This is a genomic window from Roseibium sp. AS2, assembly GCF_038900065.1.
Lineage (GTDB): Bacteria > Pseudomonadota > Alphaproteobacteria > Rhizobiales > Stappiaceae > Roseibium.
Genome location: NZ_JBBMQN010000004.1, coordinates 601,569 through 625,940, shown reverse-complemented (window position 1 = coordinate 625,940; position 24,372 = coordinate 601,569). Strand labels below are relative to the sequence as shown.

Here is a 24,372-nt window from a genome sequence, read left to right as displayed (position 1 = left end):
GTTTCCGGTGTGCTCACGCGGAAGGGGAGAGACAGCCTGAAAGGGAACACAAGGCGGGTCCGTCCGGCAAGCGGCGCCAGACGGGACCCGTCAATTCTTGTCCTCCGGCAATTCAGGCAGCGGAAACACGGCTATCCCTTCCTCGGCGAGCGCTTCCGCGTCCCTGGGAGAGGTTTCGCCGTAAATGCTGCGCTCTTGCGCCTCGCCGGAATGGATCTTGCGGGCCTCGGAAGCAAATCTCTCGCCGACATTCTCCGAATTCTCGACGATGCGCGCCCGGGCTATCCGCAGCGCTTCGAGGATTTCCTTCTGCTGAAAGTCCTTCGGCAGGAGGGCGGAGGAGCGCTTCCCAGCCGATGGCGCGGCAACCGCAGGCTCCGGTGTCGCCGGCGTCTCCGGTGCCTGCATTTCCTCCCGGGCCGCGCCGACCAGGGCTTCCTTTTTCCTGGCCGTGGACACGGCGGGAGCCATCAGGCTCTTGCGCACATCGGTCGTGCCGCACACCGGGCAGGCGACCAGGTCGCGGCTGCGCTGAGCATCAAAATCTCCGGAATTCCGGAACCAACCCTCGAATGCATGCGCATCGTCACAAACAAGCGTGTATTTGATCACGCATGTAACTCCTCAAGGCCTTCGGCAACGTGGCAGGCAAAATCCCGCTCATTCGCGATGGCGGGGATCCGGCCACGCGCCTTCACCGCATTTTCCGTGTCGATTTCGGCCAGCACATGGCCAGGAGCATCTCCGTCCAGTTCCGCGATCACCTGCCCCCAGGGATCGACGATCAGGCTGTGCCCGTAAGTCTCCCGCCCGTCCTCATGGAGGCCGCCCTGCGCCGCCGAAACCACATAGGCACCGTTCTCGATGGCACGGGCACGCTGGAGCACATGCCAGTGGGCTTCGCCGGTCTGGCGGGTGAAGGCCGCCGGCGCGGTCAGGACCTGGGCACCCTGACGGGCCTGGGTCCGGAAAATCGCCGGAAAGCGAACGTCGTAGCACACGGCCATGCCGATCCTGGCGAACGGCAGGTCTGCGATCACGCTGCGGGTTCCCGGCTCGTAGGTCGCCGATTCCCGCCAGCTTTCACCATTGGGCAGATCGACATCGAACATGTGGATCTTGTCGTAGGTGGCCATAACCGACCCGTCCGGTCCGATGAGGAAGGCGCGGTTGGCGACCTTGCCGCCGCCGGCAAGAACCGCGAGAGATCCCAGATGCAGATAGACCTTCAGTTCGGAGGCAAGTCTGATCGCCATTTTCAGGAACGGGTCCGAGCCGGCGACCGAGATCCTCTCGAGCAGTTCGTCCCGGGTCCGGACCAGCACGTTCGACATTTCCGGCGTCTGGATGTATCGCGCACCGTCCTGCGCGGCCGAGCGGATCAGGCTCTCCGCCGCCTCGGCATTGTCTGAAAGTGTCTTGCCGCTGCGCAGTTGAACACATGCTGCCGTGAATAAGGCCATTCGACCGCCTTCTCCGCTGGGTCACGATATCGTGACAGTAAATCAGGACGCGAGCAGGGCGTCCAGCTTGCCGGCGCGCTCCAGGGCGTGCAACTCGTCGCAGCCGCCAACATGCGTGGCACCAACGAAGATCTGCGGAAAAGTTGACTGTCCGCCGGCCTTCTGCACCATTTCCTTGCGCAGGCCCGGGTCGAAAGTGGCGTCGTGTTCCTTGTAGGCGGCGCCCTTTTTGTCCAGCAGCCGCTTGGCCGCCGTGCAAAATCCGCAAAGCTGGCGTGTGTAGATAACAACTTCAGCCATCAGGTCCGGTCCTTTCACCGTGGCAGGCGGCGCTGTTTCCAGGAACAGGCACGCCTTTCAAACCGGCCTTATATGCGTGCGTCCGGCGCAAACTCAAGAGTTTGCAGACACCTTACTGAAAATCAGACCCCGCGCCCGTGCGGCTGGCCGGGTCCACAAGCGCAAAGGTGAGCACGTCGACCGACACGGCGCCGGCGCCAAGCAGCGCTCTGGTGCAGGCCGCCACCGTGGAACCGGTGGTCAGCACATCGTCGATCAGGACCACGGGCCGACCGGCGACCCCATCGGCCCGGCTGCTGTCGAGGGTGAAGGCCGACCGAACATTGCGTTGACGATCCTTTGCGGTCAGTCCGACCTGCTGGCGGGTGCGCTTGTGCCGCCTGAGCAACCGCGGTTCGAAGCGGCCGCCGCCCTCGCGGGCAATCTCCCTTGCCAGGTCCGCAGCCTGGTTGAAACGCCGCGACAGCAGCCGCGACCAATGCAGGGGAACCGGGACAAGCAGGCTGTTCCTGTCCAGGAGTTCCCCGCCGGACCGCACCATCCAGCGGGCCATGGGCCGGGCAAGTTCGCGGCGCCGGGAGAACTTCAGCGACAGGACCAATTGCCGGGCCGGCCCGTCATAAAAGGCGACCGACCGCAACCGGTCGAACAGGGGCGGCGCGGCAATGGCCTGCGGGCTCCACGCGCCTTCGCCCACGTCATAGGCAAAGGGCTTGCCGAGCCTGTGGCACCAGGGCCGTTCCAGAAACGGCATCTCCCGCCAGCAGTCCGCACACAGCCCCTGTTCACAGGCGACCCGCGCGTCGCAGCAGGGGCACCGCCGCGGCAGGATGAAGTCCAGCGCGGCGCCCGGCACGATTGCGCGCATTTCCAGAAGTCTCCGGCCGACGGACTGCAACACCACCTCCCGCGTTCAGACCGATCCTCACCGGGACCCTACCACACGCCCGTGAAATTCCGGGATCGCCCCTGTGCCGGGGCGTCCGCGCGGCGACACGTCCTTTGACGCCGGCGGCCGGATACCATATGTGACCGCCATGGTATCGAACCGCCGGGTGACCCGTGAGCGCACAGCCTGATCTATTTGACCGCGACCTTCTCGTGAGCCGCCGCCTGCGCGCCCTCAGGGGCGCAAAAGCGGGAGCCGACTTTCTCCTTCAGGCTGTCGCCGAGGATCTTCACGACCGTCTCCTCCTGGTCAACCGGCGCTTTCAGACCGCTGTGGATCTGGGCGGCCATACCGGCCGCATTGCGAGGGCAATCCGCGACACCGGCAAGGCCGAAACCGTCCTGAGGGCAGATCTCTTCGCCGCCGACCCCGGCCTCTCGCCGCCCGGCCTGGTCTGCGATGACGCCCTGCTGCCGTTCCGCGACAGGTCGCTCGATCTGATCGTTTCGGCGCTCAACCTGCAATTTGTCAACGACTTGCCGGGCAGTCTGGTTCAGATCCGGCGCGCCCTGGTTCCCGACGGCCTGTTTCTGGCGACATTGCCGGGCGCCGGCACGCTTTCGGAACTGCGCGACAGTCTGACCCGCGCCGAGCTGGACATCCGGGGCGGGGCCGCGGCCCGGGTCCTTCCATTCGCCGACACGCGCGATCTCGGCAGCCTGTTGCAGAGGGCCGGCTTTGCCCTGCCCGTGACGGATGTCGATACCTTCACGGTGCGCTACGATACGATGTTCGCACTGATGACCGATCTCAGGTCGATGGGCGCGACCAGCATCCTGAAGGACCGCAGCCGCACGCCACTGCCGCGCGCTGTCCTCATGCGCGCCGCCGAGCTTTACGCCGCCAACCACGCCGATCCGGATGGCCGTATCCGCGCCACCTTCTCGCTTGTGACCCTGTCGGGATGGGCGCCTCACGACAGCCAGCAAAAGCCCTTGCGCCCCGGATCCGCCAAGACCCGGCTGGCCGACGCACTCGGAGTCCGGGAAACAAAAATTCCGGACTAGGTCCCGGTTTCCCGGGCGAGCATGAAATGATGTGAGGAGGCGTGTGCGCCATCAAGGCGCGCAATTTCAGGAAATACGCTGCATTTTCAGAGCTTGCGCCACTGGGAGGCGGTGTCAGTCGCTTCCTGCGCCGACGCTCAGGGCAGAGACAACGGCACCGAAAATATCGTCTCTCATGGTCTCGCCGATGATCCCCAGGGCGCCGATCACGACGATACTGATAAACCCGACGATCATGCCGTATTCCAGAGCCGTGGCGCCGCGTTCGTCGCGAAGGAAGCGGACGGCAAGGCGTCTGGCTGGTTCGAAATCGATCGACCCGTTTTTCAATTCAATCACTCCCTGCCCGGCATGCGCGCGCCGTCAAACCGCTTCCATCAGATGGGGAATGAGCGGTTCGTCGGCAGCCGGCATCGCATAGTCCCTCAGCCGGGCTGCCCGCACCCACTTCAGGGCCTGGTTCTCGCGGCCCTGTGGCATTCCAGTCCATCTTCGGCAGATGAACAATGGCATAAGCAGGTGAAAATCCTCGTAAGAGTGGCTGGCGAAGGTCAGCGGCGCCAGACACGCCTCGTTAACCTCGATGCCCAGTTCCTCGTCGAGTTCGCGGATCAAAGTCTCTTCGGGGCGCTCGCCCGCTTCGATCTTGCCGCCCGGAAACTCCCACAAACCCGCCATGGATTTGCCTTCCGGCCTCTGGGCCAACAGGATACGGCCATCGGTATCGACAAGGGCGCAGGCGGCGACAAGCACAATCTTGGTCATGGGAAGTAGTCCGAATTTGAGGCGCCGGTGCAACGCGGCCTTAACCACGCTTCACGATATATCGTGAAATTCGCGAAGGCCTGTCAGCTTCTGTAGTCGCCGTTGATGGCCACGTATTCCTTGGTGAGGTCGCAGGTCCACACCGACGCCTGGCCCGTTCCAAGACCCAGATCGATGCGGATGACGATGTCCTCTTCCTTCATGACCGCGGACGCGGCGTCCTCGCTGTAGGCGGCATCCCGCTCGCCCTCGACCGCCACCCGTACGTCGCCGAACCAGATCGCCAGCCGGTCCCGGTCCGCCGGTTCGCCGGCCTTGCCGACCGCCATCACCACACGGCCCCAGTTGGCATCCTCACCGGCAATCGCTGTCTTGACCAGCGGCGAATTGGCGACCGACAGGGCAATCTTCTTCGCAGACGGATCGCTTTCGGCGCCCTCCACGCGGATTTCGACGAATTTGCGGGCGCCTTCGCCGTCCCGGACAATCTGGTGGGCCAGATCGATCATCACGTCGCCCAGCGCGGCGCGCAGCACGGCCACGCGCGGATCGTCCAGGGCGGTCACCGGTTCAATGCCGTCTGCGGCGGCAGCTCCTGTGGCGAACAGGAGAACCGTGTCGGATGTGGATGTGTCGCTGTCGACCGTCACCGCGTTGAAACTGCCATCCACCTCGCCACTCAGCAGCGCCTGCAGCACGTCTGCGGCGACCGGTGCATCGGTGAAGATGAAGGACAGCATTGTGGCCATGTCCGGCGCGATCATTCCGGCGCCCTTGGCAATGCCGTTTATGGTCACACCGACACCGTCGATCTCGGCGCTGGCGGTGGCGACTTTCGGATAGGTGTCCGTGGTCATGATCGCCCTGGCGGCATCCAGCCAGCCGGCGCTGCCCTGACCGGCTTTCAGATCATCGACCACACTGCTGAATTTTTCCGCGGCAAGCGGTTCGCCGATCACGCCGGTCGAGGCGAGAAAGATCTCCGCTTCGGAACAGTCCAGCGCCGTCGACACGATTTGCGCGGACAGCTCGACGGCGGCCTTGCCCTTCTTGCCGGTGAACGCGTTGGCGTTGCCGGAATTGACCAGCAGGGCCCGCGCCTTGCCGCCACCCGTGCGGTCCTTGCACCAGTCCACCGGCGCGGAAGAACATTTCGAACGCGTGAAGACACCGGCAATCGCCGTCCCTTCCGCGACCGTTGCCAGAAGGACATCGGTCCGGCCCTTGTATTTTATGCCCGCAGCAGCGGTGGCAAACTGCACACCCCGGATCTCCGGCATCTCGGGATAGGATTTGGGGGCAAGGGGCGAAACGGTGGTCGACATCGAAGCAATCCAGGTCAATAGGTCAGGTTAAGTCCCTAGCCACAAGCGCGGGACAAGCGCAAGCCTTTTCAACCAGGCACCGTTCCTGGTCACCGGATGAAAAAACCCGGCAGCCGGGGGCTGCCGGGTCGCGATCGCACGTGCTTGCGCGCGTTTATTCGCTCTTCGCGTCGTCCGCCGGGGCTTCAGCCGGGGCTTCCTGCTGCGGCTGGTCGAGGTTTTCATCCAGGATCTCGATGGTGAACCGGTCCTTGAGTTCAGCCAGCTGGACATCGTAGCGTTCCCGCATCAGCTGCTGGCGCAGTCCGTCGGCAACGGCTTCCAGAGCCGGTTTTTCCTGGCGGCGCTTGTCTTCGAGCTTGATGACATGCCAGCCGAACTGGGTCTCCACGGGCGTGCTGGTGTAGCTGCCCGTATCCAGGGCCAACGCGGCTTCCTCGAAGGCCGGCACCATCTGCCCCTTGGCGAAGTAGCCGAGGCTGCCGCCGTTGGGGCCCGTCGGTCCCGTTGACTTTTCCCGGGCCAGCTCGGCGAAGTCCGCGCCGCCGTCAAGCGCCTTGATGATCTCTTCGGCCTCGGCCTTTTCCTTGACCAGGATGTGCCGGGCATTCAGTTCTTCCGGACCTTCGTAATCCGCGAACTGCTTGTCGTAAGCCGCTTTCAGGTCGTCATCGGACACATCGCCGTTGATTTTCTGGGCCAGGTAGGCATTGCGCAGGCTGCGCAGCTCCAGGAAGTCCACCTGCTTCTGGAAGTCAGGATCCTTGTCGAGGCCCTCCGCACGCGCAGCCTGGGCCATCAGTTCCATGTCGACCATGACGTCGAGAAGAATCTTGCGCCACTGGGCCGGCGGAAACCGCTGCAATTCCTGACCAAGATCCTTGGCGGCAAAAGCAATGTCTGCTTCCGTGATCTCCGCGTCGCCGACCTTTGCGACCACGTCGCCGGGTTCGGCGGCGGACAGCGAGACGGATCCGAGCGACAGGGCCAGAAAGGAAACGGCAAGCGCCCGGGCCGGCCCGCGCATCGAAATTCGGAACATGAGAAGTCCTTTACCTTTAGGAACAGTAATCTTTCTTCCCTCGATCAGGGAGGGCGTGGCTACATTGCGCATTCCTGCGGCGTTGACAAGCATACAGCCCCCTCTTATCTCTCGGGCGTTCTGGCTTGCGGGCCGGGATGGCATCTTTTCGGCCGCGTTTGCCGGCCAGCGCATTGCGTTCGGTGGCAACGTGGACAGCAATTGAGACGATTTCATGGGCAGGCGCCGGATTGCCGTTCGGCGCCGCCCCTTAGGGAAGGACCGCCACATGGCTGGCCTTGGCGCATTAGCACGTAAGATTTTCGGTTCGGCTAACGACCGGAAGGTAAAGGCATTTCGAGCAACGGTCGATCAGATCAACGAATTGGAGCCGGACCTTCAGGCTCTGTCGGATGATGCCCTCAGGGCCCGCACGGTGGAATTCCGCGAGCAACTGAAAAATGGCGCGAAACCGGATGACCTCCTCGTGCCGGCCTTTGCCACGGTGCGCGAGGCCGCCAGGCGCGCACTCGGACAGCGCCACTACGATGTTCAGCTGATCGGCGGCATGGTGCTGAATTCGGGCCAGATCGCCGAAATGCGCACCGGTGAGGGCAAGACGCTTGTCGCCACGGCGCCGGTCTATCTCAATGCACTGACCGGCAAGGGCGTCCACGTGGTCACCGTGAACGACTATCTGGCCCAGCGCGACAGCGAATGGATGGGCCAGGTCTACAAGTTCCTCGGCCTTTCGGTCGGCTGCATCACCCACGGCCTGTCCGACGAGGAACGGCGCGCGGCCTATGCCGCCGACGTGACCTACGGCACCAACAACGAATTCGGCTTCGACTACCTGCGTGACAACATGAAGCATGACCGCGAATCGATGGTTCAGCGGGATCATGCCTACGCCATCGTGGATGAGGTCGACTCGATCCTGGTCGACGAGGCCCGGACCCCGCTGATCATTTCCGGTCCCCTCGAGGACCGTTCGGAATTCTACAACACGGTCGATGCATTCATTCCGCATCTGACCGACGAGGATTTCGAACTCGACGAAAAGCAGCGCTCCGCGGCCTTCACCGAAGCCGGCAACGAGAAGCTCGAGAAGCTGCTCGGCGAGGCTGAACTGCTGAAGGGCGAGTCGCTCTATGACGTCGAGAACGTCTCCATCGTGCATCACCTGCAGCAGGCCCTGAAGGCGCACAAGCTGTTCCAGCGCGACAAGGACTATATCGTCCGCAATGACGAAGTCGTCATCATCGACGAGTTCACCGGCCGCATGATGCCTGGCCGGCGCTTCTCGGAGGGCCTGCACCAGGCGCTCGAAGCCCGCGAGAAGGTCCGGATCCAGCCGGAAAACCAGACGCTCGCCTCGATCACGTTCCAGAACTACTTCCGCATGTACGGCAAGCTGGCCGGCATGACCGGCACGGCCTCGACAGAAGCCGACGAATTCGCCGACATCTACAAGCTCGAGGTCGTCGAGATCCCGACCAATGTCACCGTCAGCCGGATCGACGACGACGACGAGGTCTACCGGACCGTTCAGGAAAAGTTCAACGCGATCGCCTTGCTGATCGACGACTGCAAGCAGCGCGGCCAGCCGATCCTGGTCGGCACGACATCGATCGAAAAGTCCGAGATGCTGGCTGAGCTTCTCAAGACCCACGGCTACAAGCAGATCGACCTGTCCGATCCGGCCGCCTTTGCCGCGGCTCAAAAGAAAGAGGACGGCAAGTCCAAGGTTTTCGCGGTGCTGAATGCCCGCTATCACGAGCAGGAAGCCTTCATCGTGGCCCAGGCGGGTCTGCCTGGCGCGGTCACCATCGCAACCAACATGGCCGGTCGCGGTACCGACATCCAGCTTGGCGGCAATGCCGACATGCAGATCGAAATGGAGCTCGGCGACATGCCGGCGGGCCCCGATCGGGATGCCAGGGAAACCGCGATCCGGGCCGAGGTCCAGAACCTCAAGCAGAAGGCGCTTGAGGCAGGCGGTCTCTACGTCATCGGCACCGAGCGTCACGAAAGCCGGCGGATAGACAACCAGCTGCGCGGCCGCTCCGGCCGTCAGGGCGATCCGGGCCACTCCAAGTTCTTCCTGTCGCTCCAGGACGACCTGATGCGCATCTTCGGCTCCGAACGCATGGACTCCATGCTGCAGAAGCTCGGTCTGGAGGAAGGTGAAGCGATCATCCACCCCTGGATCAACAAGGCGCTGGAGAAGGCGCAACAGAAGGTCGAGGCGCGCAATTTCGACATCCGCAAGAACCTTCTGAAGTTCGACGATGTCATGAACGACCAGCGCAAGGTGGTCTTCGATCAGCGCATCGAACTGATGGACAGCGACGCCATCCAGGACGCGGTTTCCGACATGCGCCACGATGTGATCGAAGGCCTTGTCAGCAGTCACATCCCCGAACGGGCCTATCCGGAGCAGTGGGACACGGAGGGCCTGCAGGAAGAGGTTCGCAAATACCTGAACCTCGACCTGCCCATCAAGGACTGGGCCGCGGAAGAAGGCATCGCCGACGAAGAGGTCAAGGATCGCCTGCTCAAGACCGCGGACGAGGCGATGGCGCAGAAAGTCGCCAAATACTCGCCGGACATCATGCGTCAGGTGGAAAAGGCGGTCCTGCTGCAGACCCTCGACAATCTGTGGCGCGAGCATCTGGCCAACCTCGATCACCTGCGCTCGGTGGTCGGCTTCCGCGGTTATGCCCAGCGCGACCCGCTGCAGGAATACAAGACGGAAGCCTTCACCCTGTTCGAATCCATGCTGGCGCAGCTCCGCCAGATGACCACCGCCCAGTTGCTGCGCGTCGAACTGGTCACCGAACAGCCCCCGCAGATGCCGGAAGAGCCGGAAATGCACGCCCATCACATCAACCCGCTCACCGGGGAAGACGAGATGGCACTTGCCGACAGCCAGGTCGGCCGTTCCGGCCAGCGTGATCCGGAAAATCCTGCTACGTGGGGCAAGGTCGGCCGGAACGAAGCCTGCCCCTGCGGCTCGGGCAAGAAATACAAGCACTGCCACGGCGCTCTCGTCTGACCGCCGGACAGCATTGCGACATGAAAGGCCAGTCCTGTCATCGGGCTGGCCTTTTTCATTTTTTTACGGCAGGTTGCGCCCACTGAAACGAGCTGAGCCACACATGAACGCACCCGCCGCCTCGAGCGTCTACATCTCCCGCCGGGAAGCCGCGCGTCCCGCCGCGCCCCTGCTGAGCATCATCGTGCCGGTCTTCAACGAGGAGGAGGTCATCGACCATTTCCTCGCCGCGACCCGGCCAGTGCTGGAGCAGACCGGACTGGCCTACGAATACGTGTTCATCGACGACGGCAGCCGGGACCGGACAGCGGATATCCTGACCCGGGAACTGGCCGCGGGACTTCCGGGCCGCCTTCTGGGACTGTCGCGCAACTTCGGCAAGGAGGCCGCTCTTTCCGCCGGGCTGGAAGCGGTCAGGGGCGATATTGCCGTCATCATCGACGTCGACCTGCAGGACCCGCCGGACCTGATCCCGCAGATGCTGGACGGGTGGCGCGCGGGCTACGATGTGGTCTACGGACTTCGGGTGGACCGCACCTCCGATACACTCATGAAGCGCTCGACCGCAGGCATGTTCTACCGGTTGTTCAACCGGCTCGCCCATATCGACATGCCCGCCAATGCCGGCGATTTCCGTCTGATCGACCGGGACGTCATCGACGCGTTGCTGCGCCTGCCGGAACGCAACCGGTTCATGAAGGGCCTGTTCGCCTGGGTCGGCTTTCCGGCCATGGCACTGCCCTATGAACGTCCGCCGCGCAAGGCCGGCACGGGCAAGTTCAACTACTGGAAGCTCTGGAACTTCGCACTGGATGGCCTGACCGGTTTCACCACGCTGCCCCTGCGGGTCTGGTTCTACGGCGGCGCCCTGATTTCGCTCGGTGCCTTTGCCTATGCGCTCTACCTGATCCTGAGCGTCTTCCTTTCGGGTGTCGATGTGCCCGGCTATGCGTCACTGATGGTGGCGCTGCTGTTTTTCTCCGGCGTTCAGCTGTTGTCGATCGGCATGATCGGCGAATACATCGCGCGCCTCTTCAACGAAGCCAAGCAGAGGCCGGTCTATATCCTGCAGGACGTGATCGAAAGCGGTCCATCCGCTGCAGCAGAGCCGGAAACAGGCGCCGGAACGGGCCGGGCCGGTAATGCCAGGTAACGCCCGGCGCCAGACCCTGAAGACGGAAACGGCGGCCGTCGGCAAATTCGCGATTGTCGGCGCCCTGGCCACCCTGACCCATGCCCTTGTCGCGGCGGGGTTGCTGCAATCCGGGATGCTGACAGCCTTTCCGGCGAACATCTGCGGGTTTCTGACCGCCTTTTCCGTCTCGTTCAGCGGTCACTATTTCTGGAGCTTCTCACACCTGCGCCAGGACGGCACGGCGCTGAAAAGCATGACCCGCTTCCTGGTCATCGCCGTGGCGGGCTTTGCACTCAATTCCTTCGTGCTGGCCCTCTGGCTCGAACTGACACCCTGGCCGGACCTTGTGGGTCTGCTGGTCTCGATCGCGATCGTCCCGGCCCTTTCCTTCCTCGGTGCGCGGTTGTGGGCCTTTTCCCACCGGCCGGCCGAAACCTGACCCTGGCGAGACCCGAAATGACCCCGGCACGCGCGGCAATCTGGTATTGCGGACTGGTCTGCCTCCTCTTCGCACTTGTGCCCAGCCTGACCTTTCCGACACCGCCACTCGACGTTGTCGAGGGCTTCGCATGGGGCCGGGAACTCCAGCTCGGATACACCAAACACCCACCGATGCAGGCCTGGCTGCTGGAACTCACCTACCGCCTGACCGGCGGCGGCACGTTCGGCGGCTACTGGCTGAGCGCTTTTTGCGCCGCCGCCGGCTACCTCCTGGTCTGGCGGCTCGCCAGGCGCCTCGGGCTGTCGGACCGGCAGGCGTTCTGGGCGGTCGTGCTGACCAGTGTCACGTTCTACTTCACCCTGCCGATGCCCGAATTCAATCCCAACATCCTGCAGGTTCCGGTCTGGGCCGGCATGATGCTGCTTTTTCACAGGGCTCTGGAAAAGGGCCGCCTGAGCGACTGGATCCTGCTCGGCGCGCTCGCTGCCTTCGGGCTCTACACGAAGTATTTCGTCCTGCTGCTGATCGGCACCATCGGCCTTTACACGCTGGTATTCGCCGATGCGCGGCGCATTGTGTTCACCGCCGGACCCTGGGTCTGCGCGCTGGTCTGTGCCGGTCTGACGGTGCCGCATGTCCTGTGGCTGATCGAGACGGATTTCCTGACGCTGCACTATGCGGCCAGCCGCAGCAAGGCCGCGCAATCGCTGCTCGACCACGCGGTCAATCCGGTGAATTTCCTGGGCGCGCAGATCGGCAACCATGCCGGTCTGTTTCTGGTCGTTCTCGCGGGGCTCGGCTGGACGACCCTGAGTCGTTTCTGCTCGTCCAGAAAACAGTCCGTCACCCGGCTTGCGCCGCTTCAGAACCGTTTCCTGCTCTGGTTCGCCTTCGTGCCGCTGGCGGTGGTCCTGTTCGCCTCCGCGCTCACCGGCGGCGAGTTCGAACACATGTGGGGCACGCCGATGTTCGTGCTGTCGGGAATTTTGACCGTCAGATATCTTGCCGTGCCGGCGATATGGGCTTTTCCCCGCAGGGCGATGGCGGCGGCAATCGCGATCCAGGCGATCTTTCTGGGCGTGCTTCTCGGTCAGGCACTGCTGGAGCCCCACTGGAAGCAGAAACAGACACGGCTCCACTATCCGGGCAAGGCCATCGCCGCGGATCTGGCCCACATCTGGAAAACGGAAACCGGGACGGAGCTTGCCTATGTCGCAGGCGATATGTGGTCCGCAGCCAACGTGACCCTGTTCGCCCCCGGGCGGCCGTCCATGTTCTACCGGCACAATCTGATGCTGAGCCCCTGGATCGACCCGCAAGACGTCCAGGACAAGGGCCTGATGATTGTCTGGCGGGGAGACCGGGAGACGCCGGAGAGCGACATGAGCGCACTTTATCCGGGCGCCACGCGCGACGGCTCCAGGTCGTTCCGCTACAGCACTCCGGCGGATCTGCCAGAGGCCATCGTCAACTGGATCGTCGTTCCACCGGGCAAGGTCACCCTGCCGCCTGTGAAATGACTCCAGGCCGCTGCCACGGGTGGAAACCGGGGTCAAAGATCTCTACCTTTGCGCCATGATCAGTATGGCGGAAATTGACGGCATCGAAGACTGGCTGATCGGCCAGGCCCTCGGCGCACCGGACATGGCGGCGATGTTCGGCGAAATGTGCGAACGTTTGCGCCGGTGCAACGTACCGGTCGACAGGGCCATGCTCGCCTGGTCGACACTGCACCCCCTGATCGAGGCCGAAATTGCGTTCTGGGAGAGCGGCAACGCCGTCCAGTACGAAAGGATCCCACATTCCGACGAGGACACCGAGGACTGGCTGCAAAGCCCTGTGCGCGCGGCCCTGATCAGCGGGGAACCGATGCTGCGCCGGCGGCTGGCCGGCGCCAATGCTCCGCAGGAATTTCCGCTGCTCGAAAATCTCTCCGCCTCGGGCTACACGGATTATCTGGTCATACCGACCGCTTTCGAAATCCCGGCCATCCCGAGCGAGTTCACTTCCACCGGCATTGTCGTCAGTTGGTCGACACGCGACGACAACGGATTTTCCGACGAGGCCCTGACGGCGATCCGGTACATTCAAAAACGGCTTGCCCTCGCCGCCCGCGCGACCATTGAAGGACAGATCAGCAAGACCATCGCCGAGACCTATCTGGGCACGATCGCCGGCAACAAGGTTCTCAGCGGTCAGATCCGGCACGGGGACGGAGAGACCATCGACGCGGTGATCTATTACAGCGACATGCGCAATTCGACGGCCATCGCCGAGTTTCTCGGACCCGACGCCTATCTGACATTTCTGAACACCTATTTCGAGGCAACCGCCGGCGCCATCCTGGACAAAGGCGGCGAAGTGCTCGACTTCATCGGCGATGCCGTCCTGGGCGTGTTCCCGATCGGCCGGCAGGGCCTTGACCAGGCCGTCAGTCAGGCCCTTTCGGCGGCGGATGAGACCCGCAGTCGGCTGCGGGCCCTCAACAGCGATCCGTCGCTGGCCCATCCCCTGAAAGCCGGCATCGCCCTCTCGGTCGGTTCGGTGATGTTCGGCAATATCGGCGTTGCCAGCAGGCTGACCTTTTCCGTGATCGGCCAGACGGTCCATGCCGCCGCCCGCATCGAAAGCCTCACCAAGTCCGTCGGAACCGATGTCCTCATGACGGAGGATGTCGCCCGGCTGGCCGCCGCCAGATCCAGACCGGTCGGCTCCTTCGAACTCAGCGGCTTCACGGACCCGCAGCCGCTTTTTTCCCTGGACGGGGCACCCCGTCCCGATAGATCCTGAAGCCCCTCATTTCAAACGCCTCAAAACAGCAGGAATCATGACAGACCAAAGCTCCGACGCTCCAATGCATCTGCCGGTCCGGGACCAGGCGTCGACAGACCCGGACACAGGTGCCCCGATCGTGCTTCTGCACGGCTTTGGCGGTGACAAGCAGACCTGGATCAACATCCAGACGGGTCTTGCGTCCGCAAAGCGGTCGCTTGCTTTCGATCTCCCGGGTCATGGCGATGCGCTCGGCTGGCCGCGGATCGGCAACGCCGGCGTGTCGGCCAAGGCCGTGGCACGGTCCCTGGAAGCCCTCGGCCTGACACGGGTACACCTGGTCGGCCATTCCATGGGCGGCGCGATCGCCGCACTGATCGCCCTGCGCGATCCGGAGCTGGTCGCCAGCATGACCTTGCTTGCTCCGGGAGGGTTCGGGCCGGAAATCAATCATCGCCTGTTGCGCCGTTACGCGGCGGCCACCGATCCGGACACCATGGAAACGCTTCTGGAGCAGTTTTTCGGCTGGGAATTCAAGCTGCCGAAATTTCTTGCAAGAACAGCCGCAGAAAGCCGGGCGCGACCGGGTGCGGCTGCGACGCTCGAGACGATCGCCGGCGAAATCATCGACGGCTCGGTGCAAAAGACGCTGCCGCGCGGCGAACTGGCGGCCCTGCCGATGCCGATCAAGGTGGTATGGGGCACCCAGGACCGCGTGCTGCCCACCCGCCAGGCGCACAAGTTGCCCGGCACCGTCGCCACCCACATCTTCGAGCGCGTCGGCCACATGGTCCATCTGGAAATCCCCCAGGAAACCATCCGGCTGATCCTGCAGAATGCGGCAACCGACTAGGTCGAGGGGGCGCACAAGAACACGCGCCGGGGAAGCCCGCCCCTAGGCCGCCGGCAGCAGGTCGTCGCGCCAGTTCTCGCCGATCACCCGGCGGGCCATCATGTGCGAGCGCGGCGAATTGATGCTGTCGACCGCGATCAGGCGCCCGGCCTGCAGATAGGCGACATAGAACTTGTGGTCGTCTGGCGAGCCGACGACCCTGGTGTCGTCATAGCCCTCCGAAAGGCCGGCGATCTGCAGCTTGATGTCGTACTGGTCGGACCAGAACCAGGGCATCGGGTCGTAATCAACGTCCTGGCCGACAAGGGACTGCGCCACCGCCTTGGCCTGGTCGATCGCGTTTTGAACGCTTTCCATGCGCACCGACCGCTGGTAGCGGCCCGAATAGAACCGGGTACAATCGCCGGCGGCGTGGATATCCGGGTCGCTGGTCTGGCCGCAGCCGTCGACCAGAATGCCATTGTCGACTTCAAGACCTGCCTCCGCGGCCAGACGGTCATTGGGTTCGGCGCCGACCGCGACAAGCACAAGGTCCGCAGGCACGACCTCTCCGCCCTGCAGCTTCACGCCTGTGACCGCGTCTCCACCCTCCAGGGACTCGATCCCGGTGTTCAGGCGCAGATCGACGCCGTGGCTCTCGTGCAGCCGGATGAAGAAGTCGGAGACCGTCTGGCTTACGACACGCTTCATCGGCCGGTCCTGCGCTTCGAGAACCGTGACGTCCTTGCCGAGTGCCCTGGCGACGGCGGCAACTTCCAGGCCGATGTATCCGGCGCCGACGATCACGATCCGCCCGGTCGCCTGGAGCCGGTCCCGGATCAGGTCCACATCTGCAATGGATCTCAGCGTGACGACGCCGTCCTTGTCGGCCCCGTCAAATTTGACAAGCCGGGCATGGGTGCCAGTTGCCAGAACGAGTTTGCCATAGGAAAGCGTGTCGCCGCTCTCCAGCTTCAGGCGTTTCGCGTCCCGGTCGATCGCGGCGACGCGCGTGTCTGGAATCAGGTCGATATTCTGGGTGGTGTAGAAGGCGGGCGGGCGCAGCCAGAGTCCCTCCGCGCCGATCTCGCCGGCAAGGAACTTCTTGGACAGCGGCGGCCGCTGGTAGGGCGGATGAGGTTCGTCGCCGATGAGACGCAGCGGACCTTCGAACCCGCCCTGCCGCAGGGAGTGGGCAACCTGTGCGCCTGCCTGGCCCGCACCGATGATGACGATGTCTTCCTGCATTCCGTCCGCCTTCTTAACGCTCGGCCGTTCGGCCTTTTGTCCCTCCCGCATGGCTAACACGAAGGACAGCCGTCCGCCAGAAGGGCGAAACGCCGCGTCGAAACCGGCGCGGCGTTTTCCGGACCCCAAAACCCCCGGTCGGTCACCTCAGGCGTTGCGCACCCCTTGCAGGAATCCGGCGACCTCCTCGCGGATCAGCGTGCCTTGCCGCCCGAGCGAGCCCGCGAGCTGTTCCACTTCCGAGCCGTTCGAGCGCGCCAGTTCGGCGGCCGCTCCGACAGCTTCCATGCGGGCGACCCCGATCCCGGACCGCTCCGATGCGTTGGAGACATTACGGGAAATCGCCTGAACCGCCTCGTCCTGCTGCTCCACCGCCTGGGCCACAGTCGATGCCAGCCCTTCCATGTCGGCAATGATCCGGTTGACATCCTCGATGGCCCGGACAGCCTGTCCGGACGATCCCTGGATCGCCTCGATCTGGGTGGCAATGTCTCCCGTTGCCCGCGAGGTCTGTTCGGCGAGTTGTTTCACTTCGGCGGCGACCACCGCGAAACCCTTGCCGGCTTCGCCGGCCCGGGCTGCCTCGATGGTCGCATTGAGCGCCAGCAGGTTGGTCTGGCTGGCAATATCCCGGATCAGGCCCATGACCTCTCCGATCCGGTCCGCAGCCCTGGACAGGTCTTCCATGGTGGTCACCGTCGATGCCGCGCTCCTGACCGCCTGCTGGGCCACTTCGGTCGACTTGTTCGCCTGGCCCGCGATTTCGGCAATGGACGCCGCGAGCTCTTCCGCCGAGTGATCGGCTGACATGACGTTGTCGGCGGCGGCACGCACCGCGCCGATCGCTTCCCCCGACTGGGTGGCGACGTCGTCGGCGGACTGCTCCATGGAATGCGAGGTCTGGCACAGCTCGTCATTGGCCCGGTCCAGACTGTCGAGCGCTCCGGAAACCGTGCCCTCGAACGCGCCGATCAGCACATCGAGGCGGGCGACCCGGTCTGCGCGGTCCTGATTTTCGCGATCCTGCGCCAGGGCAAGCTCCGCACGCTCGACCGCGTTGTCGCGGAACACCTGTACCGCGCGGGCCATGGAGGCCAGTTCCGCGCTGCCGCCGGTCTCCGGCAGGTCCAGATCCGTGTACCCGCCCGCCAGCGCCTCCATGGCCACCTGCAGACGGGCCAGGGGACGGGCGACCGACCGCCCGATGAGCAGGGCGATCGCGGGCAGGAGGATCAGCAGGACCAGAATAGTGCCGCCGATCGCGATGGCGGCGATCGAGCGCGCCGCGGCCAGTTGCGCGGTCGCCTCCTGTTTCAGGGTATCCGCTGCCGCATTCAGGGAAGCGATGCGAGGCGGCACCAGATCGAACAGCGCTTCAAGCGATTGCGCGGTCTGCGCCTTTTCGCCATTGGCCGCCGTATAGCCGTCAAACGCGGCCTTGTAGCTGGCCATATCGCCGGCAAGCTTCTCCTTGATGGCGTCGGAGATATAGACCTTTTTCAGGAGCTTCTCGAATGCGGCGAACTCGGCCTCGAACATCTCCAGCGACTGCGTGCCGGCATTGCGCGTGAATTCCTTTTCGGCCAGCTGGACACTCAGGATGGCACGGGCGAGCTTTTCAAAGTCGGGACCGCCGCCGAATTTCATTTCCTCCGCGAGACGGTCCTTGACCGCCCCGGCAAATCCGTCGAGACCGGCCAGGTATCCTTGCGAGCCGTCATAGCCGATCTTCTGCTGAATGGCGTCCAGCGCGCGGAAGGCTTCCATGGCCTCGGCAAGCACGGCACCGACATCGGCCACCTCGGCTTGATGGTCGGCAGCGGCCGGATTTCCGGCTATCTCCACCAGGATCGCATGCGCCCGCGACATCGCCTCGGAAAAGACAGCAAGGCTTGTTGCGGAAGGCGCGCTGATATAGTGCTTTTCCTGCGTCCTCAGTCCGACCGCCGCTTCCGAGAGCTTGCCGACCTGTTCCGTCAGCAGAGAACTGCCCCCCATGTGCGCGAAAGCGGTGTCCACTTCTTTCTGGCTCCAGAAGAAGACAGCGCCTATTGCCAGAAGTCCCACAATGGTGAAAAGACTGAGCGAGAGAATTCGCATCCTGACCGGCAATCCGGACAGGAAGCGAAAAGAAGATTGAGTTCTGAAGGTCACCAGCGTATGCCCCATATCAGCCGTGTATTGACCCTGAGACTTGGTCGAAATCACCAATTTCCTGTTAATATCAGGTAGTTATTCCGCTCGTAAAACGCCTAAATTTTCGGCGACCCTCCTCCTTTTGAGGCAACTTTTGAAACTCCTTGCCAAATTCGCTCCGGTGATCTTCGTCCTGCTGTGGTCCACCGGATTTGTCGGGTCGAAACTCGGCGCGCCCTACATCGATCCGATGGTCTTTCTGACCGTACGGTTTGCCGCTGTCCTGCCCGTGCTGATGCTGCTTGCCCTGGTGCTGGCGAAGTCCTGGCCGACCACGATTCCCGCCATCCTGCACTGCGTCGTCACCGGCATACTGGTGCACGGCATTTATCTCGGCGGCGTGTTCTGGGCCATCAAGCAGGGCATGCCGGCAGGCGCGTCGTCGATCATCGTCGGGTTGCAGCCGGTCCTGACGGCCCTGATGGCGGTTGCGCTCCTGAGCGAGACCATCTCCTGGAAGCACTGGCTTTCAATGGCGATCGGCGCTCTCGGGCTCGCTCTTGTGCTCGGTCCGGGGTTCGATCTGGGCGGCAGCGGCATCACCGTGACCACCGTCGGCGTGGTGCTGATCGCCGTCATCGCCATCAGTGCGGGCACGGTCTACCAGAAACGCTTCGTGCAGCGCACGGACCTGCTGGCCGCCACGGTCTGGCAATATGTCGGCGCCCTGGTCGTCACCGCGCCGCTCAGCCTGACCGAGAGCTGGCAGATCACCTGGTCCGGTGAATTGATCTTCGCGATGACCTGGCTGGTTCTCGTGCTGTCCGTGGGCGCTGTTCTGCTGCTGATGCTGCTGATCCGCGAAGGCGCCGTGTCGAAGGTTGCCAGCCTGTTCTACCTGGTTCCGGTGGCCACGGCCGTGGAAAGCTATTTCCTGTTCGGCGAAACCCTGACCGCCGTCCAGATCGCGGGCATGGTGCTGGTGATCAGTGCCGTACTGACCATCCGCAAGACCGGCTGAATGCGGCGCCTTGCGGCGCAACCCTGCAGACCAGGTCAGACATCCGCTTCCGGTTTCAAGGGCAGCCGGCTGACGCGCCGCTGCCAGTAGAGCCGCTGACGGGAGATCGCGGCGTTGAGTTCACCGCCGAGGATGAACACCAGCGCGCAGATGTAAAGGAAGATCATCGCGGTCATGATCCCGGCCAGCCCGCCGTAGGTGGAGACGTAATTGGCGAAGCTGGCCAGATAGGCGCCAAAGGTGCTGCCGGCAAAAATCCACATGACCAGGGTTGCCAGCACGCCCGGCCACAGGTCCCGGAAGGAACGGTCGCCGGACGGCAACAGCCAGTGCGTGATGAACAGTCCGATGATCAGCAGCGAACCGGCCAGCGAGAAACGGGCAACATTGATGGACAGCAGGAACGTTTCGACCTGGGGCACATACACCTTGAGCGTTTCGAGTGCCAACGGCGCCAGGACGACAAGGAACGTGTAGGCCAGCAAGATGCCGGCGCCCAGGAGGACCAGCCCCAGGGATTGCAGGCGCAGGAGAATGAACGAACGGGTTTCCTGCTGCCGGTACGCCCGGTTCAGGGCCGTGCGCAGCGCCTCGACGCCATTGGAGGAAAACCAGAGCGCCGCGACCGCACCGAAGGTCAGCAGGTCTCCGCGCCTCACGGTCAGAACGTTGTGGATCTCGCGGACCACCGGCGAGGCAACGCTTTGCGGCCAGGCCTCGAACAACAGACCGGAAACAGTGTCGGCCGCGCCGGTCATTCCCAGAAACGCGGCCAGGGACGCGATGAAGATCAACAGGGGAAAAACCGCCAGGAGGCCGGACAGGGCGACGTGACTGGCCATGGCGAAGCCGTCGTCGCGGGTGAAATGGCCGATTGCATCCTTCAGGACCGCGTAAATGACCAGAACTGTCTGTCGGGCGCTCATGATCCTGATCTGGCCCGGAGCCAGGGGCTCCGTCAAGACCGGCTTCCAAAAAGCCTCTCAGCCAAAAGGTCTATAAATTCATCCTCGACAAATGCGGGTGTGCGACGCAACATAGCTTCAACAAAAAGCGCTGCTGCGCAACAAATGAAAACGGAGATCATCATGTCCACCGCAGCCCTGCCCGCAGCAGAATCACCTGCCCGTCCGCCTGTCGATCTTCAGGAACGCACGGCAGCCGCCGTTGTGGCGCTCGACCGGCTGCTTGATCTGGCGGCGCGGCGGGTGCGCGATCTGGTGATCAGGGATGGCCGCATCTCCGCCGCGCGGATGGAGGAAGAACAGCGGGCAACCCATGGTCTGGCCTGGCTGGCGACGTATGTCGAGGCCCTGCGCCAGCTGGATGCCTATGCCCGCCGCCTCGCGTCCGAAGGCCGCTATGGCCCTCTGGAAGACGGAATCGTTCAACTGGGCTTCGCCGAATATCTGGCGCAGATCTTCGGCGGCATTCCGATGAACCAGGGCGAATTCGTTCGCCTTGCGGACCTGGGCATCACACGGGAGGAGGCAAACGCGAGCCTCACACCCGAAATTGCGGCCCTGATCGAAACCGGCAACACCCCGGGCATCCGCGACGGCATCACCGGCCTGATCCGCGACCAGGCCGGCCATTCGACCTTCGGTGACCCGGGCCTTGATGAAACCATGGAGCAGATCCGCAACGAGATGCGGCGTTTCGCGGAAGACACCGTCGTGCCCCACGCCCACGAATGGCATCTGAAAAATGACTATATCCCGATGGACGTGGTCACCCAGATGTCGGAGCTCGGCGTCTTCGGCCTCACCATTCCGGAAGAATTCGGCGGCCTCGGTCTCGGCAAGGAAGCCATGTGCGTGGTCTCCGAGGAACTGTCTCGCGCGTATATCGGCGTCGGCTCGCTTGGCACCCGCTCCGAAATCGCCGCCGAACTGATCCTGTGCGGCGGCACCGAGGAGCAGAAACAGCATTGGCTGCCGAAAATCGCTTCCGGCAAAATCCTGCCGACCGCCGTTTTCACCGAACCCAACACAGGTTCCGATCTCGCCTCGCTGAAAACCCGCGCGGTGAAGGACGGCGATGTCTGGAAGGTCTCGGGCAACAAGACCTGGATCACCCACCCGGTGCGCGCGGATATCATGACCCTTCTGGTCCGCACCAATCCGGAAGAGCCGGGCTACAAGGGCCTGTCCATGTTCATCGCGGAAAAGCCCCGCGGCACGGACGCGGATCCGTTCCCGGCCGAGGGCATGAGCGGCGGCGAGATCGAGGTCCTCGGCTACCGCGGCATGAAAGAATACGAGATTGCCTTCGACGGCTTTGAGGTCAAGGGCGACAACCTGCTCGGCCAGGTCGAGGGCGAAGGTTTCAAGCAGCTGATGCAGACCTTTGAAGGTGCGCGCATCCAGACCGCCGCCCGCGCTCTCGGTGTCGCCCAGTCCGCGCTCGATCTCGGCCTCAGATATGCCGGGGAACGGGTCCAGTTCGGCAAGGAACTGGTCAACTTTCCGCGGGTCTCCGACAAGCTGGCCCTGATGACCGCCGAACTGATGATCGCCCGGCAACTCACCTATTTCTCCTCGTGGCAGAAAGACAGCGGCAAACGCTGCGACCTGGAAGCCGGCATGGCCAAGCTGCTCGGTGCCCGGGTCGCGTGGACCGCGGCCGACAATGCCCTCCAGATCCATGGCGGCAACGGCTTTGCCCTTGAATACGAGATCTCCCGCGTGTTGTGCGATGCCCGCATTCTGAACATCTTTGAAGGCGCGGCCGAAATCCAGGCGCAGGTCATCGCACGGCGGCTGCTGGAAACGCGCGGCAATTCCTGACGTCCGGCCGCCAGCTTGAAGGCGGCCTGTCAGGCGCGACCGCCGTCACCCCGGGCCGCGCGGCGCCTCGTAATCCGGCGTTCGAGTGCGCCCACCAGAGCGAGGACGGTCACCACCAGTGCCGTGGCCACGCAGGCGATGCCGATCTGGCCGACGCCGCAGGCGGTCCCGATAGCCCCGGCCAGCCACATGGACGCCCCGGTGGTCACATTTCGCACCCGGTCTCCCTGAGAAAAGATCAGGCCGGCGGAAAGGAACGCGACCCCGGCGGTGACGGCTTCCACAAGCCGCAGCGGATCGACATTGACGTTGGACGCCCCCTCGAAGGGCAGCTCGGCCAGTTCCTGGCTGACCAGGAGAAACAGGCAGGATGCGAACGCGATCAGCATGTGCGTGCGCAGCCCCGCATCCTTGCCGCGCCCTTCCCGTTCGAACCCGATGACACCGCCAAGCAGGATCGCGGCGATCATGCGCAGTGCCATGATCTCCGCTGGAAAAGCTGCAAAGTCGAAATTGAACTCTGCGGCGATCCGCTCGGACATGATTTTCGCGCCTTCCGCTGTAAACTGACCTGACCCGAAAACGCACGGTACTGAAAAACGGTTCCGTTTCCGTCATCGCATCTTTTCGGAACGGATCGGATTTCAGACCGTTTACCGCTGACAATTCCGACAGGAGGACCAGATGAGTTCATCAATCCGCTTGAAGCATGATGGCTGGATCGTTGTGGCCGACGGCGCCAAGGCACTTTTTCTGCGCAATGAAGGCGACGAAAAATTCCCCAACCTGGAGATCTTCAAGAAGAAGGAACAGGACAACCCGGCCACGCACGATCAGGGCACGGACCGTCCGGGCCGCCTCAGCGACGGTCCCGGCGCCCATCGCAGCGCGGTCGCCGAAACCGACTGGCACTCACTGGCCGAGGATCGGTTCGCGTCGGAACTGTCGGACATTCTCTACAAGCGCGCCCACAAGGGGGATTTCAGCCAGCTCGTGCTGGTCGCCGCGCCATCGGTACTGGGGGAGATCCGCAAAAACCTGCACAAGGAGGTCGCCTCGAAGGTGATCGCAGAGATCGACAAGGATCTCACCAATCACGAGATCGGCGATATCGAGACGATCGTCTTCGAAAAAAGTTGATGCCCGATTCGACGGCAGCCGGCCGAAGGTGCCTTCCATGACCCGTACCAGTCAGGAGAGCGTTGCGCTCACCGACCTGATCGACAGGACCGTCGACGTGGCGTGGCGGGACACCTTGCGGCTCGGCCGTGTCGTCGACACGTTCGAACAGACCGGTTTCGCCGCGCTGATCATGATCCCCGCGGCCGCGGTGGTAACACCGCTCAGCGGCATTCCCCTGTTTTCCAGCCTGTGCGGCCTGACAATTGCCCTGTTCTCGGTCCAGTGGCTGATCGGCAGGGACCAGGTCTGGCTGCCGCAGTGGCTCGGCCGGCGCAGCCTGGCCGGGTCGAAGGTGCGCGAGGCAATGACAAGGCTGCGTCCGGCAGCCGCCTGGCTCGACGATCATTCGCACACCCGCGTGCGCTTCCTGTTCCACCGGCCGTTCCGGTTCCTGCTGCCTCTGTCCTGCGCGCTGTTCGGCGCCTTCATGCCACTGCTCGAACTGGTCCCGTTCTCCTCGTCGCTGCTCGGCGGAGCCGTCTGCCTGATCGCCTTCTCGCGGATGACCCGCGACGGTCTCTACGCGCTCATCGCGATCTTGCCCGTGGGGGCGGCTGTCTGGGCTGTGTACGCCCTGGTTCTCAGTGGCTGAACCGGGTTCCCGCGCGGGCACACGCTTGAGGCAGCCTCCCTGTCCGCGTTGGAACAAAGCCGCGCCCCGGACGTTTACGAAGGTGCCCTGCGAAAGCGGCAGGCACCGTCAACACGCGACAGCGCGAGGTTCAGATGATGACCCAGCAAGGATTTCAGGAAGACGCTCACCGGCAGGACATCCGCCTGGAAGAGCAGATCCGAAGGCAGGAAGACCGCAACTGGAAAGGCCTTGCCATCGGCTTCGGGCTGAGCGGCGCGATCCTGGCACTGCTCGCGCTCACCTTCATGCTCACCTACTAGATCGGCGGGCATCGAGCCGGAAACCACATGATG

Annotated in this window: 24 protein-coding genes; 12 read left to right on the top strand and 12 right to left on the bottom strand. The window is 63.6% G+C overall.

The genetic code is table 11. From position 1 onward, the window contains the following. Positions 1–90 precede the first annotated feature (90 nt). The 4 genes from WNZ15_RS15005 to WNZ15_RS14990 form a co-directional block, all read right to left on the bottom strand. Positions 91–612, bottom strand: a complete 522-nt coding sequence (locus WNZ15_RS15005; RefSeq protein WP_342893794.1) for a DUF1178 family protein — start codon at positions 610–612, stop codon at positions 91–93. After that, a complete protein-coding gene (locus WNZ15_RS15000; protein WP_342893793.1) occupies positions 609–1,463 on the bottom strand; it encodes a carbon-nitrogen hydrolase family protein in 855 nt (284 codons plus the stop codon). The genes WNZ15_RS15005 and WNZ15_RS15000 overlap by 4 nt, the downstream gene beginning before the upstream one ends. Positions 1,464–1,505: 42 nt before the next feature. After that, positions 1,506–1,763: a glutaredoxin 3 gene (grxC, locus tag WNZ15_RS14995; RefSeq protein WP_342893792.1), complete on the bottom strand. Its 258-nt coding sequence runs from the start codon at positions 1,761–1,763 to the stop codon at positions 1,506–1,508. Between the two features lie 112 nt (positions 1,764–1,875). Then, complete coding sequence (locus WNZ15_RS14990) at positions 1,876–2,631, bottom strand: ComF family protein (RefSeq protein ID WP_342893791.1); 756 nt, start codon at positions 2,629–2,631, stop codon at positions 1,876–1,878. 194 nt (positions 2,632–2,825) lie between these two features. On the opposite strand from WNZ15_RS14990, the gene WNZ15_RS14985 reads away from it, so the two are divergent. Beyond that, positions 2,826–3,719 (top strand): methyltransferase domain-containing protein, encoded by an 894-nt coding sequence (locus tag WNZ15_RS14985; protein WP_342893790.1) that lies wholly within the window; start codon positions 2,826–2,828, stop codon positions 3,717–3,719. A 114-nt stretch (positions 3,720–3,833) separates the two neighbouring features. On the opposite strand, the gene WNZ15_RS14980 is transcribed toward WNZ15_RS14985, so the two are convergent. The 4 genes from WNZ15_RS14980 to WNZ15_RS14965 all read right to left on the bottom strand — a co-directional run bounded on the left by WNZ15_RS14980 (position 3,834) and on the right by WNZ15_RS14965 (position 6,851). Next, positions 3,834–4,058: a Flp family type IVb pilin gene (locus WNZ15_RS14980; protein ID WP_342893789.1), complete on the bottom strand. Its 225-nt coding sequence runs from the start codon at positions 4,056–4,058 to the stop codon at positions 3,834–3,836. A gap of 24 nt (positions 4,059–4,082) precedes the next feature. Then, positions 4,083–4,484 (bottom strand): 8-oxo-dGTP diphosphatase MutT, encoded by a 402-nt coding sequence (gene mutT, locus WNZ15_RS14975; protein ID WP_342893788.1) that lies wholly within the window; start codon positions 4,482–4,484, stop codon positions 4,083–4,085. Positions 4,485–4,567: 83 nt separating this feature from the next. Continuing rightward, complete coding sequence (gene argJ / locus WNZ15_RS14970) at positions 4,568–5,809, bottom strand: bifunctional glutamate N-acetyltransferase/amino-acid acetyltransferase ArgJ (protein ID WP_342893787.1); 1,242 nt, start codon at positions 5,807–5,809, stop codon at positions 4,568–4,570. A 154-nt stretch (positions 5,810–5,963) separates the two neighbouring features. Next, a complete protein-coding gene (locus WNZ15_RS14965; RefSeq protein ID WP_342893786.1) occupies positions 5,964–6,851 on the bottom strand; it encodes a peptidylprolyl isomerase in 888 nt (295 codons plus the stop codon). Positions 6,852–7,119: 268 nt separating this feature from the next. Here WNZ15_RS14965 and secA point away from each other — a divergent pair, with 268 nt between their 5' ends. The 6 genes from secA to WNZ15_RS14935 all read left to right on the top strand — a co-directional run bounded on the left by secA (position 7,120) and on the right by WNZ15_RS14935 (position 15,090). Continuing rightward, positions 7,120–9,888, top strand: coding sequence for a preprotein translocase subunit SecA (gene secA / locus WNZ15_RS14960; RefSeq protein ID WP_342893785.1), 2,769 nt, complete (start codon positions 7,120–7,122; stop codon positions 9,886–9,888). 103 nt (positions 9,889–9,991) lie between these two features. Then, positions 9,992–11,041, top strand: a complete 1,050-nt coding sequence (locus WNZ15_RS14955) for a glycosyltransferase family 2 protein (RefSeq protein ID WP_342893784.1) — start codon at positions 9,992–9,994, stop codon at positions 11,039–11,041. Beyond that, positions 11,031–11,462, top strand: coding sequence for a GtrA family protein (locus tag WNZ15_RS14950; protein ID WP_342893783.1), 432 nt, complete (start codon positions 11,031–11,033; stop codon positions 11,460–11,462). The genes WNZ15_RS14955 and WNZ15_RS14950 overlap by 11 nt, the downstream gene beginning before the upstream one ends. A 17-nt stretch (positions 11,463–11,479) precedes the next feature. Next, positions 11,480–12,985: a glycosyltransferase family 39 protein gene (locus WNZ15_RS14945; protein ID WP_342893782.1), complete on the top strand. Its 1,506-nt coding sequence runs from the start codon at positions 11,480–11,482 to the stop codon at positions 12,983–12,985. 55 nt (positions 12,986–13,040) lie between these two features. Then, positions 13,041–14,255 (top strand): adenylate/guanylate cyclase domain-containing protein, encoded by a 1,215-nt coding sequence (locus WNZ15_RS14940; protein WP_342893781.1) that lies wholly within the window; start codon positions 13,041–13,043, stop codon positions 14,253–14,255. Positions 14,256–14,292: 37 nt separating this feature from the next. Continuing rightward, the gene (locus WNZ15_RS14935; RefSeq protein WP_342893780.1) at positions 14,293–15,090 is read left to right on the top strand and encodes an alpha/beta fold hydrolase; all 798 of its coding nucleotides are present in this window, start codon (positions 14,293–14,295) and stop codon (positions 15,088–15,090) included. Between the two features lie 42 nt (positions 15,091–15,132). On the opposite strand, the gene WNZ15_RS14930 is transcribed toward WNZ15_RS14935, so the two are convergent. Further along, positions 15,133–16,317, bottom strand: a complete 1,185-nt coding sequence (locus tag WNZ15_RS14930) for an FAD-dependent oxidoreductase (RefSeq protein ID WP_342893779.1) — start codon at positions 16,315–16,317, stop codon at positions 15,133–15,135. A gap of 147 nt (positions 16,318–16,464) precedes the next feature. Further along, complete coding sequence (locus tag WNZ15_RS14925; RefSeq protein ID WP_342893778.1) at positions 16,465–18,417, bottom strand: methyl-accepting chemotaxis protein; 1,953 nt, start codon at positions 18,415–18,417, stop codon at positions 16,465–16,467. A 190-nt stretch (positions 18,418–18,607) separates the two neighbouring features. Between WNZ15_RS14925 and WNZ15_RS14920 the strand changes: the two genes are divergently transcribed. After that, a complete protein-coding gene (locus tag WNZ15_RS14920; RefSeq protein ID WP_342893777.1) occupies positions 18,608–19,474 on the top strand; it encodes a DMT family transporter in 867 nt (288 codons plus the stop codon). A gap of 35 nt (positions 19,475–19,509) precedes the next feature. Here WNZ15_RS14920 and WNZ15_RS14915 read toward each other — a convergent pair whose 3' ends face one another. After that, positions 19,510–20,436, bottom strand: coding sequence for a YihY/virulence factor BrkB family protein (locus tag WNZ15_RS14915; RefSeq protein WP_342893776.1), 927 nt, complete (start codon positions 20,434–20,436; stop codon positions 19,510–19,512). A 126-nt stretch (positions 20,437–20,562) separates the two neighbouring features. Here WNZ15_RS14915 and WNZ15_RS14910 point away from each other — a divergent pair, with 126 nt between their 5' ends. Continuing rightward, complete coding sequence (locus WNZ15_RS14910) at positions 20,563–22,263, top strand: acyl-CoA dehydrogenase family protein (RefSeq protein ID WP_342893775.1); 1,701 nt, start codon at positions 20,563–20,565, stop codon at positions 22,261–22,263. A 29-nt stretch (positions 22,264–22,292) separates the two neighbouring features. On the opposite strand, the gene WNZ15_RS14905 is transcribed toward WNZ15_RS14910, so the two are convergent. Next, positions 22,293–22,805 carry an MgtC/SapB family protein gene (locus WNZ15_RS14905; RefSeq protein WP_342893774.1) on the bottom strand — a complete coding sequence of 171 codons (513 nt, stop codon included), beginning with the start codon at positions 22,803–22,805 and terminating at the stop codon, positions 22,293–22,295. A 142-nt stretch (positions 22,806–22,947) separates the two neighbouring features. Between WNZ15_RS14905 and WNZ15_RS14900 the strand changes: the two genes are divergently transcribed. The 3 genes from WNZ15_RS14900 (at position 22,948) to WNZ15_RS14890 (ending at position 24,339) form a co-directional block, all read left to right on the top strand. Next, positions 22,948–23,403 (top strand): host attachment family protein, encoded by a 456-nt coding sequence (locus tag WNZ15_RS14900; protein ID WP_342893773.1) that lies wholly within the window; start codon positions 22,948–22,950, stop codon positions 23,401–23,403. Positions 23,404–23,440: 37 nt separating this feature from the next. Beyond that, the gene (locus WNZ15_RS14895) at positions 23,441–24,037 is read left to right on the top strand and encodes an exopolysaccharide biosynthesis protein (protein ID WP_342893772.1); all 597 of its coding nucleotides are present in this window, start codon (positions 23,441–23,443) and stop codon (positions 24,035–24,037) included. Between the two features lie 134 nt (positions 24,038–24,171). Continuing rightward, positions 24,172–24,339, top strand: coding sequence for a hypothetical protein (locus tag WNZ15_RS14890; protein WP_342893771.1), 168 nt, complete (start codon positions 24,172–24,174; stop codon positions 24,337–24,339). Positions 24,340–24,372 lie beyond the last annotated feature (33 nt).

Excerpts from the sequence above, each read along its gene's own strand:
- WNZ15_RS14935 (WP_342893780.1), top strand. The coding sequence starts at position 14,293 with ATGACAGACCAAAGCTCCGACGCTCCAATGCATCTGCCGGTCCGGGAC.
- argJ (WP_342893787.1), bottom strand. The coding sequence starts at position 5,809 with ATGTCGACCACCGTTTCGCCCCTTGCCCCCAAATCCTATCCCGAGATG.
- WNZ15_RS14940 (WP_342893781.1), top strand. The coding sequence starts at position 13,041 with ATGATCAGTATGGCGGAAATTGACGGCATCGAAGACTGGCTGATCGGC.
- WNZ15_RS14945 (WP_342893782.1), top strand. The coding sequence starts at position 11,480 with ATGACCCCGGCACGCGCGGCAATCTGGTATTGCGGACTGGTCTGCCTC.
- WNZ15_RS14965 (WP_342893786.1), bottom strand. The coding sequence starts at position 6,851 with ATGTTCCGAATTTCGATGCGCGGGCCGGCCCGGGCGCTTGCCGTTTCC.
- grxC (WP_342893792.1), bottom strand. The coding sequence starts at position 1,763 with ATGGCTGAAGTTGTTATCTACACACGCCAGCTTTGCGGATTTTGCACG.
- WNZ15_RS14895 (WP_342893772.1), top strand. The coding sequence starts at position 23,441 with ATGACCCGTACCAGTCAGGAGAGCGTTGCGCTCACCGACCTGATCGAC.
- WNZ15_RS14990 (WP_342893791.1), bottom strand. The coding sequence starts at position 2,631 with ATGCGCGCAATCGTGCCGGGCGCCGCGCTGGACTTCATCCTGCCGCGG.
- WNZ15_RS14955 (WP_342893784.1), top strand. The coding sequence starts at position 9,992 with ATGAACGCACCCGCCGCCTCGAGCGTCTACATCTCCCGCCGGGAAGCC.
- mutT (WP_342893788.1), bottom strand. The coding sequence starts at position 4,484 with ATGACCAAGATTGTGCTTGTCGCCGCCTGCGCCCTTGTCGATACCGAT.
- WNZ15_RS14950 (WP_342893783.1), top strand. The coding sequence starts at position 11,031 with ATGCCAGGTAACGCCCGGCGCCAGACCCTGAAGACGGAAACGGCGGCC.
- WNZ15_RS14910 (WP_342893775.1), top strand. The coding sequence starts at position 20,563 with ATGTCCACCGCAGCCCTGCCCGCAGCAGAATCACCTGCCCGTCCGCCT.
- WNZ15_RS14925 (WP_342893778.1), bottom strand. The coding sequence starts at position 18,417 with ATGCGAATTCTCTCGCTCAGTCTTTTCACCATTGTGGGACTTCTGGCA.
- WNZ15_RS14890 (WP_342893771.1), top strand. The coding sequence starts at position 24,172 with ATGATGACCCAGCAAGGATTTCAGGAAGACGCTCACCGGCAGGACATC.
- secA (WP_342893785.1), top strand. The coding sequence starts at position 7,120 with ATGGCTGGCCTTGGCGCATTAGCACGTAAGATTTTCGGTTCGGCTAAC.
- WNZ15_RS14905 (WP_342893774.1), bottom strand. The coding sequence starts at position 22,805 with ATGTCCGAGCGGATCGCCGCAGAGTTCAATTTCGACTTTGCAGCTTTT.
- WNZ15_RS14900 (WP_342893773.1), top strand. The coding sequence starts at position 22,948 with ATGAGTTCATCAATCCGCTTGAAGCATGATGGCTGGATCGTTGTGGCC.
- WNZ15_RS15000 (WP_342893793.1), bottom strand. The coding sequence starts at position 1,463 with ATGGCCTTATTCACGGCAGCATGTGTTCAACTGCGCAGCGGCAAGACA.
- WNZ15_RS14930 (WP_342893779.1), bottom strand. The coding sequence starts at position 16,317 with ATGCAGGAAGACATCGTCATCATCGGTGCGGGCCAGGCAGGCGCACAG.